This is a genomic window from Paenibacillus sp. Z3-2, from assembly GCF_054161325.1.
The window spans coordinates 4,098,030-4,112,346 of the sequence record NZ_CP096397.1 but is presented as its reverse complement, the minus strand read 5'-3'; the positions used below and the strand labels follow the sequence as shown (position 1 = coordinate 4,112,346).

Below are 14,317 nucleotides of genomic sequence, written 5' to 3'. Positions count from 1 at the left end.
AGGAGGAATTTAACCTGCTGTGTCGAAAATTTAACCTGTAAGGAAATGTACGAAACGATGTTTAATTTAAAGGAGGATACCGTTTTGCAAAAAATTGAGGTATTGCTGGCCGATGATAATCGTGAATTTACGAATTTGCTTGCCGAATATATATCTGAACAGGAAGATATGGAAGTAACCGGTATTGCATACAATGGAGAAGAAGTACTGCAATTGCTGGAGCAAACACGAGATGTGCCGGATGTGCTGATTCTGGATATCATCATGCCACATCTGGATGGACTGGGTGTGCTGGAGCGCTTGCGCAACCTGAACCTGTCTCCACAGCCTAAGGTCATTATGCTTACGGCATTCGGACAAGAGAATATCACACAGCGTGCCGTGCAACTCGGAGCTTCCTATTACATTCTTAAGCCGTTTGACATGGAAGTGCTCGCGAATCGTGTACGCCAACTGGTGGGAACACAGACCGCGATGTCCACAAGCAACGGCTCATCCATGTTCATGAAATCTAATGTCGTGCCAATGGGCAAACACAAAAATTTGGATGCCAGCATCACGTCCATCATACATGAAATCGGCGTTCCTGCGCATATTAAGGGATATCAGTATTTGCGCGAAGCCATTACGATGGTGTACAACAATATCGAAATTTTGGGAGCCATCACCAAAACACTGTATCCGGCCATTGCCGAAAAATTCAAAACAACGCCGTCCCGCGTCGAACGTGCGATCCGTCATGCCATTGAGGTGGCTTGGACGCGTGGTAACATCGACAGCATCAGCCACTTGTTTGGCTATACGATCAACATCAGCAAGTCTAAACCAACAAATAGCGAGTTCATCGCGATGGTCGCTGACAAGCTGAGAATTGAGAATAAGGTGAGCTGAAAGAGTTAGGAGTAGTGAGCCGGCAAGGAAACTTTGGTTCAGAATAGATTTCAGCCAAATGAAATTTGGTTAAAAATATTTGGATTATATTTTATGCCGATAAACTTTGTGATATATGCCAACGAATACCGTCATTTATTGGATTGAAGATCATCCAATAGATGACGGTATTTTACATTACGAAATAACGGAGATTATGATGATGAGACCTATTTTTACAAAGTTACTTCCGATCATTAAGGAAAAACGTATCTCTTAGTAACATTTTAGAATAAGGAAATATTTTATAAACTTTTACCTTGAGTTAACGATTTTTCAGTTAGAAAGTGGTACGATGTGACCATTGACAAAGACCTACTATATAATTGGAAAGCTTGGATTTGATGCTTCGAATAGAGGGGTAGAGTGGTATGTTTACGCAAATAGGGGAGATTGCTGAACCAATTCCTGTAGTACGATCTGATACAAAATGCGATATCGTCTATCAGCTGTTTAAGTCCAATCCCAGTCTGGAAGGTGTAGCTGTTATGGGGGAGAAGGATGTGTCATTGATGATGCGAGCCCGGTTCTTTCAACAGATTGGTACACAATATGGCTATAATCTGTATATGGGACGCCCTGTAGAGCTAGTGATGAATACGGAGGCACTGGTCGTGGATTATTCGGAACAGATTACAGATGTAAGTGTTCTTGCGATGGATCGAGATGAAGGGGATTTATATGACCTTGTGCTAATCACCTCGGGCGACAGTTTCTTTGGTGCGGTAAGTATTCGCCGTTTGTTACTTGCGGTTGCAGATGTCCGGGCTGAAATGGCGATTTTTATGAACCCGCTAACAGGTCTTCCAGGGAATCATATCATAAATGAACGGTTAAATCAGGCTCTACAGATGGATCATTTTAGCGTACTTTACGTCGATCTCGATCAGTTCAAATCCTACAATGATAGCTATGGTTTCAAGATGGGGGATCAGCTTATTCAGGCAACAGTTAACTTGCTTCGCAAGCTTTTTGTATTTCCGGAAGCTTTTCTTGGACATATCGGAGGTGATGATTTTATTGCAATCCTGAATCATCATAATTACCAGCATATTAGTGAGGAAGTCATTTCAGGCTTTGAGGAAATAAAGAGGACGTTCTACAACGAACATGATTGGAGTCATCAATATGTTCTGGGGGAAGGACGCTCCGGGTTGAATCGGCCCATTCCTCTCGTTTCGGTATCCATCGCTGTTGTGACCAATCGTAAGCAAAAATATGAAAACATAGATCAGATTATCGATGAAGCAACACGGATCAAAAAAGGTTGTAAAGCGATTGCCGGCAGCATCATCTGTGCAAATGATACCGCCAGTAATCCATGTTAGAGTAAGCATTACTCATAATAGATGCAGCTAGCGTGTAAGATGCAAGAAAACCGCTACGCATCTGGCGTTAGTCACCTGTCATAGCGGTTATTCTATCATTTGGATTAGAGTCGAAGGTGGTGTTATAACATGACTCTAACCTCATTATGTATACATATAAGATTGTAGGATCAGACCCTACTCAGATTCGAATATCAACAGATGGATATGAAGCAGTAGGAGATGCAGAAGCCGAAGTTTGCAGGCGGTTTTCGGATATCTGATCTGTGTTTTCGCCATCCAATGACTTCTCCGTATTTCCAGTTTTATTACCTTCATTTACTTCCTGAGCTTCTTCCCCAGATGCTGCAGATCTAGGAGGTTGGACCGCTTCTTTAGGCACGAATTGATGGATCTCTTCCACCAACTCCCCAATCTTCTGATTGACTTTGCTCAACTGAGCATTGATGTCCTGAACTACTTCTCGTTTTGCCTGGAAGACAGTGCGCTCTGCGTTTTCCAGCATCATTGATTTGCCGAGATCGAGGTCATTTCCCGGAGGGTTGATCTCCAGGACAAGTCGGTCGAAGCGGGTTTCTCCCTCGGTAGTCTGTATGGAGCCCTGCATGCGATCACGCATACCGACCAGCTTACCCAATTGATCATAAGTCTGACTATTCTTGATCAGGTGATCAAGTGAAGGGGATTGTGCCTCGTCGGTTGGTTTGGGCTGTTGCTGATGAGTCTTTTCGGGCTGTTTTAATTTGTTCTTTTCCTGCAATTCTTCTGCTTTAATTTGGGCAATCTGGCTGTCGACTTGGGATATGGAGTTTGTTAAGGATTTAATTCGCTCAGCTTTTGTTTTGGTATCCAACTCGTCATTGGCTTTCACGCCCTGCATTTCTTCATTAAGTCTGATCTTCTGCTGCATGAGTCCCTGAATTTCTTTATCCCGATTGGAGACTTGGTTCCCGGGAGTGAAACTGCTTTTGGTTGCAGATGAGATTGAATTCATTACCCTGTTCTCCTTCTACGTTTAATTGTGGTTCTATGTACATATATCGGATGTGAACGGAAGTAAATGAAGATCAATTGCTTCGTTAGAATGGATTCATTTACATAGTCTATTTCGTACTTAATCATTACACGAAGAGACCGCCTAGTTCGGTTAAGCGTTGAATAAAGAAAAAGAATCTCCATGATAAGATGAAATCCAATTCCAGCCTAAAATTACAGTTGATAATGAAAATTATTATCATTTATAATGTAAGGAATATTAGTGAACCTCTGCTACGCATGTATTTCAAGGATGGGTGGCAGAATGATGACCTTGCAAGGTCTTTGTTGCGGGTGAGGCTGGGATTGGAGAGTATTCGATGCAATTAGATGAACAGATGAAATGCTGGAATCATGCCGCAGTTAAGGTCCTGGATATACGCCGGATTGTTATGGAGGCGGGAGCGCAACTGGAGTCCTACATACTTCCGGCAAATGGTTTTATATATGCGATTCGAGGATCTGCTGTACTACGATTGGATGGGCAAGGATACAAGGCAGAGCGATTTTACATGCTTCATGGGGCGAAAGGATCCTCACTGGATATACAAGCTAACGAAGATTTTGAGTATATTTTGCTCTACTACAGAGCATTCATTGCCTTTCCTAGTTATCGCAAAAAGTGGTTAATGGCACAACCTGAGGTTGCACCGTTCTCTTTGCAATATGGCTTTACGCCAAGTAATCCACTTGGGTTGTTACGTTACCTTGACGAGCTTGAGAATGCATGGGTGCAGTCCGGCAGTCTGGATCTGCTTCATACGAAAAGTTTATTTTACCTATTCATTCATGAAATGATGGTTCAGTTGGCAGAGCAGGAGATCAAAACAGAGCTTGCTGACCCGGTGAAAAAAACACTTCGTTATATACAGAATCATTACAGGGAACAGGTCACACTTGATTTTTTGGCTGAACAAATGAACTACAGCTCCCGTCATTTATCGATGCAATTCAAACGACAGACGGGTTACAGTCCCATTGATTATTTAATTCAGACCCGAATCGCCAAGGCTCGCAATCTGCTTGTACGATCGGATGCAACGCTGAGTGAAATTGCAGCAGAAGTGGGCTATTCGGATGTGTATTATTTTAGTCGTATCTTCAAAAAACATGTGGGGATCTCTCCAATTCTGTATCAACGAAAGATGAGGGAAGAAGCTCGAACAGAGGATCGTCCATTGCAAATCTCTGAATCGTCCATTGGCCGGAGATGGAAGTCGAGCTATATTGATTATGAGAATCATTATCAATATATAGACGGAGGGTCTACACCAATGAAAAGAAGAAAAACAAGATCCAGTATGATCATGGTTGCATTATTGAGCATAACGATGCTCCTCGCAGCCTGCTCTTCAGGTACTGCAACAACACCAGTAGCTGGCGAAGGAACGGGTGCCAGTTCCAATAACAGTCGTACGGCCGTGTCATCGGACACAGGAAGCCAGACGAACAAAGACAATGAAACACGTACGGTCTCAACGGTTAAAGGTGACGTGGTTGTTCCAGCGAATCCGAAACGGGTTGTTGTATTGTATCTCCAGGGGGATGTTGTTGCACTTGGAATTAAGCCAATCGCTACCTCAGAAGTATTCGCCGGCGCTGCATACAAGGGCGAACTTGAAGGTGTAAATTCACTGGGCGCCTGGTTTGAACCGAATCCTGAAGCTGTCATAGACCTCGATCCGGATCTGATTATTGCGCCTTCAGAAGAGACGTATTCGTTGTTAAAGGATATCGCTCCTACGGTATATATTCCGTACGAGAAAATGACTACAGAAGAAAGACTCCGGAGTATAGCGAGTATTTTTGGCAAGAACAGGAAGCCCAGACATTAATCACTAATCTCAACAGCAAAGTTGAAGAAAGCAAGAAAACACTTGCAGATGCAGGCATATTGGACAAAACGGTTTCCATTGTGGAGGGCGGTTTGAAAGGTATGGTCGTTGTAGAGAGCAAGCAATATGGCCGAGGATCTCAGGCACTATATGAGTACTTGGACATGAAAGCTCCTGAAATAGTGCAGAAGAAAATTGATGTGGTTTCGGAAGCAGGAGGCTCCAACTTGTCCATGGAAGTACTGCCTGAATATATCGGAGATTATGTGTTACGTTCGGTGTATGAAGGGGCAGATAACCTTACGAATGATCCAATTTGGAGTAGCATACTAGCTGTTAAGGAGGGCCGTCTGATCGAGATTGACTTTGAATTTTTCTATTATTCCGATATCTATTCAGTCAATAAACAACTTGATTTTGTCGTAGAAAAGATGTTGGCGGCTCCAAGGGAGCAATAGTAAGAGCGGTTCGCTGAAGTTTTGTATAAGAAATGTTTGTTTTTTAGTCATTGTAATTTGATAAGATTGCCATTAAACTAGATTTAAGTGATAATGAGAATCGATATCAAATACTCGATGTTCTGGATCGAATTAACGGAGGTATTTTTTAATATGAATCAGCAGTTGGAACTCTATGATGTAACCATTATCGGCGGTGGCCCTGCGGGCATGTACTCTGCCTTTTATAGCGGCATGCGGGATATGAAGACCAAGTTGATTGAAGCACGTGACAGATTGGGCGGTCGCATGCTCTTTTATCCGGAGAAAATGATCTGGGATGTTGGAGGTGTGACGCCAATTCTGTGTGAAGATCTGATCAAACAATTGGAAGAACAGGCACGAACTTTTGAGCCAACCCTTGTGTTTGAACAACAGATTGAAGGATTCGAGCGTCAACCTGATGGCACGATTCTGTTAACTTCTGCAACAGGTGAACAACACTGGACACGTACCGTCATTTTGGCAATTGGATATGGTATATATAAAATGGCCAAGCTGGAGCTTGAAGGTGCAGACCGTTACGAGGTTAGCAATCTGCACTATACTGTGCAGGAATTGGAGCCATTCCGCGGTAAACGCGTGCTGATCTCGGGTGGAGGCGACTCTGCTGTGGATTGGGCGAATGAACTGGAAGCACTGGCAGAGCAAGTTACGGTAGTGCATCGTCGTGACCGCTTCGGCGGGTTGGAGCGTAATGTACTGCGCATGAGAGAATCCTCGGTGGATGTCCGTACACCTTATGCGGTAGAGACACTGCATAGTTTGAGTGGTGATGTGATTGAACAGGTGACCATCTCACACGTGGACACAGGTGAAACTGAACTGCTTGAAGTAGATGCTGTCATTGTAAACCATGGCATGAAGAGTGATTTTGGTCCAATCCGGGATTGGGGACTTGATCTTGGGGAATGGCATGTCACTACCACAGAGAGATTGCAAACCAATATTCCTGGCGTATTTGCCGCAGGTGATTTTGTAGATTATGGTAGCAAACTGTACCTGATTGCGGGTACTTTCACTGATGCAGCCCTTGCAGTAAACAGTGCGAAGCTTTACATGGACCCTGAAGCGGAGAAAGTGGCTTATGTTTCTTCCCATAACAGCCGCTTTAAGGAGAAAAATAAAGCCCTTGGTGTTGTAGAAGAATAAAGCTCCGCAATTGGTTATATTAAGATGACTTCGGGTTCATTCCGGAGTCATCTTTTTTGCATAAAATGGGTAATAAGAAGGCATAATGGCACAAGATAGAACAAGCTCCGAATTGAACATGTACCACCAAATGTCTATAATAAGCCTGAGAAACATTTGAATAACAACAAGTTATGATAATAGATCAGAGTGGAGTGCGGCGTATGAAAAAGGGTTCACAACCACAACGAGGTTTCACCTTCATTCAGCGTTGGTTTAAACGACCTGACAAGAAAAAAATCAAATGGTCTGAAATTTATCTCGCACTTGCTGGTGCGCTTCATCGGCTGTTGGTTGAAGGTCGGCGTGAACGTTCAGCAGCCAAACGGTTACATCGGGACTTGCCGATTAACGCATTGGGCGAGATGAAGTTGGAGCCGGGGGATATCGTGTACACACCAAGCTCGGAATCAACGTATTACGCCGGGCATATGGGCATTATCGGGCTCGACGGCAAAGTGTATCATGTGCACCCTTATGGGCCTGTATTTGCTGATTCACTGGATTGGTATATCACCCGTTTCTATGAAGGTGATCGGTTCATTGTATTCCGTTCCAGACTGAATGAGGCAGGCATGAAGGCAGCAGGCTGGGTACAGGACCATTACAAGCAGGTGAAATTCTACCGTTTGCAGACCAATCTGCATAGTATTGAGCGCAATTACTGTTCCAAGTTTATATATCAGGCCTACCAGTTCACATCCGGATTGGACCTGTGGAGCCGTAAATTTACCCGAATGAAGCAGGGCTACATCTACCCTTTTCGAATTGAGCGCTCACCAGAGCTGGAAGTTCTGGGAACTTTTTATAAATGAGGTTGGAAACCGACTACAATGCTGTTTTTTCCAAACTAAGGAGAGCAGGTTCTGTCGGTTTTTTTTATATGTGCAGAGATTAAAAACAGGAAAAACGCTCAAAACGTCGAATAGATTATGAGATAGGCATGCACAACTTGGAATCGTATACATAAAAAAAGGCGCGATGATTTTTAGCCCAGAGCGAAAAAACGACTACAAAAGTAGGCGAACAGAAAGAGTGAAGCGAGATGAAATGGCCGGGCTTCTTACGCCGATTCCGACTGAACAAAAACGTAGTGAAGCTATCGGACTACACCCCAAAAAAGGAAAGGAGGCACTACTGTTCCATATGCAAGAAAAATGTTAAATCGGTCGTGCATTATGCGGCCCCACAGGGAAATGTTTCAGGTGTATGCAGTTCTTGTAAGTCTTTGGCGGATGAACGAGGAATGTTCCCCATTTAATAAGAAAAGATGCGCTCAGGAAATAACATTGCTTTGATTTATGCGCGTTTTTGTAGTACATTAGCAAATGTATTCGAAGGAGGATTCTAATGTACTCAGGTAGACAAGACGATACTTTATACATCATGACCTACACCTTAAACAGCGGTATCAAGGGTACGGTTCCACTGTCTAATAAGCAGATTATTGAGTGGCTGGATTGCTACAGAAATGAGAAGCGCTTCGTGACCGAAATTGGCAAGGAGTTTTTTGGATTGAATGCAGGATTGGTTGCAGATTTCAAGGTTCAGAATCATTTATCGGATTATCAGCAGACGATTATGCCTACACAGCAGCAGGATAACCTGGAACGCTTGTCTAGTGCTTACAAATCAACCGAGTTATTAATGAAGATTGATTGTAAATGCGGCACGGCTTACGTGACGGAATCTCCATATAAGCGTACGAAATGGTACTGCACCAAGTGTAAAGAGATTGTATTTTTGGATGCCAAAAAAGGAATGGTGGAAACGTCGCGTGGTGACGCTTACTACATGACCAACAAATATTTTGTTTCCCGGGACTAGCGGGAAGTGACCCTGCAAGCATCGCTGAGAAGCGGTGCTTTTTTGTACGATTGCGCAGCTACAACAAAAAAAGCCCATAAGGGCTTTTTGGAGGATCTCAGAGATCTCTTAGAAATTATGAAGAGCATTCAACTTTGTGAGGAGGAATGAAGCAGCAACGACAGCGAGGCTCGTAAGCTTCTGAATCGCCGATCATGACAACCGGACCCAAGGTAACGGGTTCACCATTAACGATACGTTGCGTAAAGGCAGCATCCGGGCTACCACATACGGCACAGAAAGCCGAGAGTTTCTCAATGTCATCCGCCATAGCGAGCAGACCGCCGACAAATCCGAATTCCTTACCACGGTAATCCATATTAAGTCCGTCCACAATAACATGTTTGCCACAATAGGCTAGCTCCGAGACCAGTTCCATAATGGCGCTGCTGAAAAATTGTACTTCATCAAATGCAACAACATCAGCATCTATGGTTTGGTTCAGGATCATTTCTACGGATTCCGGGGTTAATTGCCGGGGAATGGAATGAGCAGGTAATCGATAACCAATTCGGCTCACGATCTCGTCCTGGGCAAATCGATCATCCTCGGCTGGTTTGTAGGCCACAACCTTTTTACGGCCAAATTGAATTAATTTCTGACAACGGCGAATGAGTTCACCGGATTTTTCACTGAACATGGGTCCAGTAATTACGGTAATACGTCCTGTTTGCACGGTGCTGCTACTCCTCTCACATACGGGATTCAACAAAAAAAGCGACCATTACAGAGTACCACAAAATCTTTAGTAAGAGCCAGAACTAATCTGTACAGCTTTGTGTTACTATATGGAATGTTAAGCCGTTGGTTCAGGCAGCTATTTAACAGGAGTTGGAAAAGAGGTGTTTACGATGAGTGAAGCATTAACATCACTGCAAGCGCAATATGAAAGTCTGAAAGAACAGGGGTCTCTGGATGAAGCGACGCAGGCGTTATTTGCAGAACTGTTCGCAGAAGCGGAGAGACTGCAGGCAAGTAACCTTACCTTGCGCAGAACGATATTGAAGTCCTCTTCCAAAGAATCACGTATGTCTACCAAACTGCGGGATGCATTATACGAATGACTCGGAGGTTACTCCGGGTCCTCTTCTGTCTTTAATTTGCGAGGGAATAGAATACCTGCTGTAATTCTGGCAATCATGGCAAAGGTAAGCCCAATGCCGGCAAACATGTAAATCACGGTAAAGGCTTTGCCGAATCCGGTGGCGGGCACAAAATCAGGGTGTCCCACCGTAGTTAAAGTAACCGCACAGAAATAAAGCGCATCGATCCATTGCAGGCCTTCAACGCGCGTGTAAAACAAAGTGCCTGACAGCAGAGTAGCTGCAATTAATACGAACAAAGCCAGAAACTTGGGGTCCTTGAACGCATGATAAATGCCTTTGAGCAATCGTTGTAACGTGATTAAAAACGATACCATGAAGATCCATCCTGTCTATGTATAATTGTCGGTGTGATGCAGAAAAACACACAAAAAGCCCGGACTCATGGAGTCCTTCCGGGCGTCTCTGCTTTTTCAGGTACACTTTTGGATCGGAAACGGGGACCTACATAATTTCGCTTGCGGTCACGGAACAGGATCCAGCCTCCCAGAAAACTCATACCTGCCGCGAAAAGGACAAGTCCACCGCCGAAGGAAAGCCACTGGAAACCTGGTGAAATCAGTTCGTTCCCGTGCTCGGCATAATATAGGAACAGGGCATCTTTCATCATTAGAAAACCCTTCATTGCCATTAAACCGGGAATGACCAGAACAACAATCGCCAAGAATCGCGCAAAGACCAATCTTGTATTCATGAGCATTATACCCTTTCTGCCAGAGTCGACATAAAATAAAGGTTACGCTTACAGATCATGCCTGATTCCATCATAGCTTGGAATGCATGGGCTGTCCATGTGTGATTGGTTCAAACTTTGAGTTGACCGCTTAAGGAGAGTACAATGGTATATAGAGATTATATGCAAAACCATGAGTTAACCGATCATCATCTAATACATTTATATTGAAATTTGATTCATAGAGGAGAACATGAGAGATGCCAATTACATGTGATGTTGCAATACTTGGAGGAGGTACCGGGGGGTACGTTGCCGCGATCCGGGCAGCACAGCTCGGAAAACAGGTCGTTATTATTGAGAAGGACAAACTTGGTGGAACATGCCTGCACCGTGGCTGTATTCCGAGTAAGGCTTTGCTGAAAAGTGCGGAAGTGTACGCCGAGATTCAGGAGAGCGAAACGTATGGTATCGAGACGGCTGGGGCCACACTTGTATTTCCCAAAGTACAGGCGCGCAAGGATGCGATTGTGGAGCAGCTCCATCAGGGCGTTCAATATTTGATGAAAAAAAATAAGATCCAGGTTGTACACGCGAAAGGTCGCGTCATCGGACCATCCATCTTCTCACCGCAGAGCGGAGCAGTCGCGGTGGAGTTTGAAGATGGAGAGATGGATACGGTAGTTCCAACCAATCTCATCATTGCGACTGGTTCGCGTCCACGTGTGCTGCCGGGCCTGGAACCAGACGGCAAGTTCATTATGAGCAGTGACGAAGCATTGCGCATGGATGAGCTTCCAGCATCACTCATCATTGTTGGTGGTGGTGTGATTGGATTGGAGTGGGCATCCATGCTGAATGACTTTGGCGTAGAAATCACAGTGGTAGAAGCAGCTGCTCACGTGTTGCCTGCCGAGGATGAGGATGTTGCCAGAGAAATGCAGCGATTGCTCGGCAAACGAGGTGTTCGTTTCCTGACAGGCGCCACCGTTCTAACGGAGACATATAGCACGGATCAAGAGGGTATACAGATTGACGTGCAGCTTGGAGAAGCAAAACAGGAAACGTTGAGAGCGGAGAAAATGCTTGTGTCGGTTGGACGTCAGGCCAATGTAGAAAATATCGGACTTGAAAATACAGATATTAAATTGGAACGCGGCTTCATCGCTGTGAACAAACAGCTACAAACGGGTGAAGGTCACATCTATGCCATTGGTGATTGCATTGGAGGTCTACAGCTTGCACATGCCGCAAGTCATGAAGGTATTCTCGCTGTCAATCATCTGGCGGGCGAAACGGTACATGCCGTAGAATCCCACCTTATTCCGCGCTGTGTGTATACACGTCCGGAAGCAGCCAGCATCGGATTCACCGAGCGTGAAGCCAAAGAACGTGGTTATGATATTAAAACAGGCAAATTTCCGTTTCAGGCCATTGGTAAATCGCTCATTCACGGAAGTCGTGATGGATTCGTGAAGGTGATCGCAGATGCCAAGACGAATGATATATTGGGAGTACATATGATTGGAACCCATGTGACGGAATTAATCGCTGAAGCTTCACTGGCTCAGATGCTGGATGCTACACCTTGGGAAGTCGGACAAACCATCCATCCACACCCTTCTCTGTCGGAGATCATGGGTGAAGCCATGCTGGCGGTCGATGGAAAGGCCATTGGAATATAAGTCAAACAGGCTTATGAGAAAGGTCCTTTCCTTTTTTGGGCAAAAGGGATTATAATAAGGTTAAGCCAAGTCTTAGTACCAGGTTATAAGATCGGGTAGTAAGAATGGCACAGGCTCTGATTAAAAGGAGGTACCTCATATGAGTTCAAAAGGTACTGCAGACGCGGTCCACAGGCATCAACAGCTGGGGCTTAGCGATGGTGAAGTATTGGATATGTACAAATACATGCTGCTCGCGCGCAAGTTTGACGAGCGTTGCTTGCTCTTGCAACGGGCCGGCAAAATTAACTTTCACGTATCCGGTGTAGGACAGGAAGCTGCGCAAGTAGGCGCTGCTTTTGGTCTGGATCGGGATCACGATTATTATTTACCTTATTACCGCGATTACGGCTTTGTACTGGCGGTAGGCATGACTCCGCGTGAGTTGATGCTGTCTGCTTTTGCGAAGGCAGAAGATCCGAATAGTGGTGGTCGGCAAATGCCGGGTCACTTCGGTCACAAAAAGCTGCGGATTGTGACGGGTTCCAGCCCGGTTACAACACAGGTTCCGCACGCTGTTGGATTTGCGCTCGCTGCCAAAATGAAGAAGCAAGATTTTGTTTCTTTTGTTACGTTTGGTGAAGGATCAAGCAATCAGGGTGACTTCCACGAGGGAGCCAACTTTGCAGGTGTGCACAAATTGCCTGTCATTATTATGTGTGAGAACAATCAGTATGCAATTTCGGTACCGATTCACAAGCAGTTGAGCGGCAAAATATCCGATCGAGCACTAGGATACGGGTTCCCCGGACTGCGTGTAGATGGTAACGATGCATTGGAAGTATACGCCGCAGTGAAGGAAGCGCGTCGCCGTGCCATAGCCGGAGAAGGCCCAACACTTATTGAAGCGATGATGTATCGGTTGTCCCCTCATTCCACCTCCGACAATGATCTGGCTTACCGGACCAAAGAGGAAGTGGAGGAGAACTGGAAGAAAGATGGCGTTCCTCGCATGAAAAACTATTTGATCGATTGCGGCATCTGGGATGAAGCACGGGATGCGGATCTGGCTTCCCAGCTTGCGCTGGAAATGAAAGAAGCAACTGAATATGCAGACAACGCGCCATATCCGAAACCTGAGGACACTCTGACGCACGTTTATGCGGACAGCGAAGAAGGGGGACGGTAAGTATGGCAGTGATGGAATATATTGATGCAATCCGTCTCGCGATGAAAGAAGAGATGGAACGGGATGAAAATGTTTTTATCCTTGGTGAAGACGTAGGTCTTAAAGGTGGTGTGTTTACCACAACTAAAGGGTTGCAAGATCAGTTTGGCGAAATGCGGGTGATGGATACACCTTTGTCTGAATCCGCTATTGCAGGTGTTGCCATTGGTGCTGCGATGTACGGGATGAAGCCGATTGCCGAAATGCAATATTCGGACTTTATGCTGCCAGCAACGAACCAGATCATTAGTGAAGCGGCGAAAATTCGCTATCGTTCCAACAATGACTGGAGTTGTCCGATTGTTATTCGTGCGCCGATTGGTGGCGGAATCTTCGGTGGGTTGTACCACTCCCAATGTCCGGAATCGATCTTCTTTGGTACGCCTGGTCTGAAAATTATAGCTCCCTACTCGGCATACGATGCCAAGGGGCTGCTCAAAGCGGCCATTCGCGACCCGGACCCGGTACTCTTTTTTGAGAATAAAAAATGCTACAAGCTTATCAAGGAAGATGTGCCTGAAGATGATTACATCGTTCCGATTGGCAAAGCCAACGTACTTCGTGAAGGTGCCGATATTACCGTGATCGGCTACAGCCAGCCATTGCATTTTGTGATGCAGGCTGCTGAGGAACTCGAACGGGAAGAGGGCATTACAGCCCACGTTTTGGACCTGCGCACATTACAACCATTGGATCGCGAAGCGATCATAGCTTCCGCTCGTCTGACAGGCAAGGTGCTGATCGTACACGAAGATAACAAAACCGGTGGTGTAGGTGCCGAGGTTGCCGCTATTATTAGTGAGGAATGTCTGTTTGAACTGGATGCACCGATTCAGCGTCTTTGCGGACCTGACGTGCCGGCTATGCCAATTAGCCCAACATTGGAGAAATTCTACATGCTGAGCAAGGACAAAGCCAAAGCAGCAATGCGTACACTGGCCGAGTTTTAATTTCGTTTTTTGGATCG

Annotated in this window: 15 protein-coding genes; 11 read left to right on the top strand and 4 right to left on the bottom strand. The window is 45.2% G+C overall.

Annotated elements, in window-relative coordinates:
* Positions 1 to 84 precede the first annotated feature (84 nt).
* Together spo0A and M1D71_RS18540 are read left to right on the top strand one after the other, a co-directional pair.
* The gene (gene spo0A, locus M1D71_RS18545) at positions 85 to 891 is read left to right on the top strand and encodes a sporulation transcription factor Spo0A (RefSeq protein WP_458123149.1); all 807 of its coding nucleotides are present in this window, start codon (positions 85 to 87) and stop codon (positions 889 to 891) included.
* Positions 892 to 1,301: 410 nt separating this feature from the next.
* The gene (locus M1D71_RS18540) at positions 1,302 to 2,258 is read left to right on the top strand and encodes a GGDEF domain-containing protein (RefSeq protein WP_458123148.1); all 957 of its coding nucleotides are present in this window, start codon (positions 1,302 to 1,304) and stop codon (positions 2,256 to 2,258) included.
* A 181-nt stretch (positions 2,259 to 2,439) separates the two neighbouring features.
* Here M1D71_RS18540 and M1D71_RS18535 read toward each other — a convergent pair whose 3' ends face one another.
* Positions 2,440 to 3,252 (bottom strand): hypothetical protein, encoded by an 813-nt coding sequence (locus M1D71_RS18535; RefSeq protein WP_458123147.1) that lies wholly within the window; start codon positions 3,250 to 3,252, stop codon positions 2,440 to 2,442.
* A 361-nt stretch (positions 3,253 to 3,613) separates the two neighbouring features.
* Between M1D71_RS18535 and M1D71_RS18530 the strand changes: the two genes are divergently transcribed.
* The 5 genes from M1D71_RS18530 to M1D71_RS18510 all read left to right on the top strand — a co-directional run bounded on the left by M1D71_RS18530 (position 3,614) and on the right by M1D71_RS18510 (position 8,643).
* Positions 3,614 to 5,128 carry a helix-turn-helix domain-containing protein gene (locus tag M1D71_RS18530; protein WP_458123146.1) on the top strand — a complete coding sequence of 505 codons (1,515 nt, stop codon included), beginning with the start codon at positions 3,614 to 3,616 and terminating at the stop codon, positions 5,126 to 5,128.
* Positions 5,041 to 5,586: an ABC transporter substrate-binding protein gene (locus M1D71_RS18525; protein WP_458127292.1), complete on the top strand. Its 546-nt coding sequence runs from the start codon at positions 5,041 to 5,043 to the stop codon at positions 5,584 to 5,586. Before M1D71_RS18530 ends, M1D71_RS18525 begins: the two co-directional genes overlap by 88 nt.
* A gap of 153 nt (positions 5,587 to 5,739) precedes the next feature.
* Positions 5,740 to 6,777, top strand: coding sequence for an NAD(P)/FAD-dependent oxidoreductase (locus tag M1D71_RS18520; protein WP_062835253.1), 1,038 nt, complete (start codon positions 5,740 to 5,742; stop codon positions 6,775 to 6,777).
* A gap of 203 nt (positions 6,778 to 6,980) precedes the next feature.
* Positions 6,981 to 7,631 carry a hypothetical protein gene (locus M1D71_RS18515; RefSeq protein ID WP_458123145.1) on the top strand — a complete coding sequence of 217 codons (651 nt, stop codon included), beginning with the start codon at positions 6,981 to 6,983 and terminating at the stop codon, positions 7,629 to 7,631.
* Positions 7,632 to 8,166: 535 nt separating this feature from the next.
* Positions 8,167 to 8,643, top strand: coding sequence for a hypothetical protein (locus M1D71_RS18510; RefSeq protein WP_017687614.1), 477 nt, complete (start codon positions 8,167 to 8,169; stop codon positions 8,641 to 8,643).
* A 115-nt stretch (positions 8,644 to 8,758) separates the two neighbouring features.
* Here the strand turns inward: M1D71_RS18510 and M1D71_RS18505 are convergent, their stop codons facing one another.
* Complete coding sequence (locus M1D71_RS18505) at positions 8,759 to 9,358, bottom strand: thymidine kinase (RefSeq protein ID WP_458123144.1); 600 nt, start codon at positions 9,356 to 9,358, stop codon at positions 8,759 to 8,761.
* Between the two features lie 175 nt (positions 9,359 to 9,533).
* Between M1D71_RS18505 and M1D71_RS18500 the strand changes: the two genes are divergently transcribed.
* The gene (locus M1D71_RS18500; RefSeq protein WP_062835250.1) at positions 9,534 to 9,746 is read left to right on the top strand and encodes a hypothetical protein; all 213 of its coding nucleotides are present in this window, start codon (positions 9,534 to 9,536) and stop codon (positions 9,744 to 9,746) included.
* 8 nt (positions 9,747 to 9,754) lie between these two features.
* Here M1D71_RS18500 and M1D71_RS18495 read toward each other — a convergent pair whose 3' ends face one another.
* Both M1D71_RS18495 and M1D71_RS18490 read right to left on the bottom strand, forming a co-directional pair.
* The gene (locus M1D71_RS18495; RefSeq protein WP_458123143.1) at positions 9,755 to 10,102 is read right to left on the bottom strand and encodes a potassium channel family protein; all 348 of its coding nucleotides are present in this window, start codon (positions 10,100 to 10,102) and stop codon (positions 9,755 to 9,757) included.
* A 65-nt stretch (positions 10,103 to 10,167) separates the two neighbouring features.
* A complete protein-coding gene (locus tag M1D71_RS18490; protein WP_017687618.1) occupies positions 10,168 to 10,485 on the bottom strand; it encodes a DUF2627 domain-containing protein in 318 nt (105 codons plus the stop codon).
* Positions 10,486 to 10,718: 233 nt separating this feature from the next.
* Between M1D71_RS18490 and lpdA the strand changes: the two genes are divergently transcribed.
* The 3 genes from lpdA to M1D71_RS18475 all read left to right on the top strand — a co-directional run bounded on the left by lpdA (position 10,719) and on the right by M1D71_RS18475 (position 14,300).
* The gene (gene lpdA / locus M1D71_RS18485; RefSeq protein ID WP_458123142.1) at positions 10,719 to 12,143 is read left to right on the top strand and encodes a dihydrolipoyl dehydrogenase; all 1,425 of its coding nucleotides are present in this window, start codon (positions 10,719 to 10,721) and stop codon (positions 12,141 to 12,143) included.
* 139 nt (positions 12,144 to 12,282) lie between these two features.
* On the top strand, positions 12,283 to 13,311 hold the full coding sequence (locus tag M1D71_RS18480) for a thiamine pyrophosphate-dependent dehydrogenase E1 component subunit alpha (protein ID WP_458123141.1): 1,029 nt from the start codon (positions 12,283 to 12,285) through the stop codon (positions 13,309 to 13,311).
* Positions 13,312 to 13,313: 2 nt separating this feature from the next.
* A complete protein-coding gene (locus M1D71_RS18475) occupies positions 13,314 to 14,300 on the top strand; it encodes an alpha-ketoacid dehydrogenase subunit beta (protein ID WP_017687621.1) in 987 nt (328 codons plus the stop codon).
* The last annotated feature ends 17 nt before the right edge of the window (positions 14,301 to 14,317 follow it).

What these genes read in the sequence shown, in the direction of transcription:
- M1D71_RS18535 (WP_458123147.1), bottom strand. Translation starts at nt 3,252, where the DNA reads ATGAATTCAATCTCATCTGCAACCAAAAGCAGTTTCACTCCCGGGAAC.
- lpdA (WP_458123142.1), top strand. Translation starts at nt 10,719, where the DNA reads ATGCCAATTACATGTGATGTTGCAATACTTGGAGGAGGTACCGGGGGG.
- M1D71_RS18490 (WP_017687618.1), bottom strand. Translation starts at nt 10,485, where the DNA reads ATGCTCATGAATACAAGATTGGTCTTTGCGCGATTCTTGGCGATTGTT.
- M1D71_RS18475 (WP_017687621.1), top strand. Translation starts at nt 13,314, where the DNA reads ATGGCAGTGATGGAATATATTGATGCAATCCGTCTCGCGATGAAAGAA.
- M1D71_RS18500 (WP_062835250.1), top strand. Translation starts at nt 9,534, where the DNA reads ATGAGTGAAGCATTAACATCACTGCAAGCGCAATATGAAAGTCTGAAA.
- M1D71_RS18520 (WP_062835253.1), top strand. Translation starts at nt 5,740, where the DNA reads ATGAATCAGCAGTTGGAACTCTATGATGTAACCATTATCGGCGGTGGC.
- M1D71_RS18515 (WP_458123145.1), top strand. Translation starts at nt 6,981, where the DNA reads ATGAAAAAGGGTTCACAACCACAACGAGGTTTCACCTTCATTCAGCGT.
- M1D71_RS18540 (WP_458123148.1), top strand. Translation starts at nt 1,302, where the DNA reads ATGTTTACGCAAATAGGGGAGATTGCTGAACCAATTCCTGTAGTACGA.
- M1D71_RS18510 (WP_017687614.1), top strand. Translation starts at nt 8,167, where the DNA reads ATGTACTCAGGTAGACAAGACGATACTTTATACATCATGACCTACACC.
- M1D71_RS18530 (WP_458123146.1), top strand. Translation starts at nt 3,614, where the DNA reads ATGCAATTAGATGAACAGATGAAATGCTGGAATCATGCCGCAGTTAAG.
- M1D71_RS18480 (WP_458123141.1), top strand. Translation starts at nt 12,283, where the DNA reads ATGAGTTCAAAAGGTACTGCAGACGCGGTCCACAGGCATCAACAGCTG.
- M1D71_RS18495 (WP_458123143.1), bottom strand. Translation starts at nt 10,102, where the DNA reads ATGGTATCGTTTTTAATCACGTTACAACGATTGCTCAAAGGCATTTAT.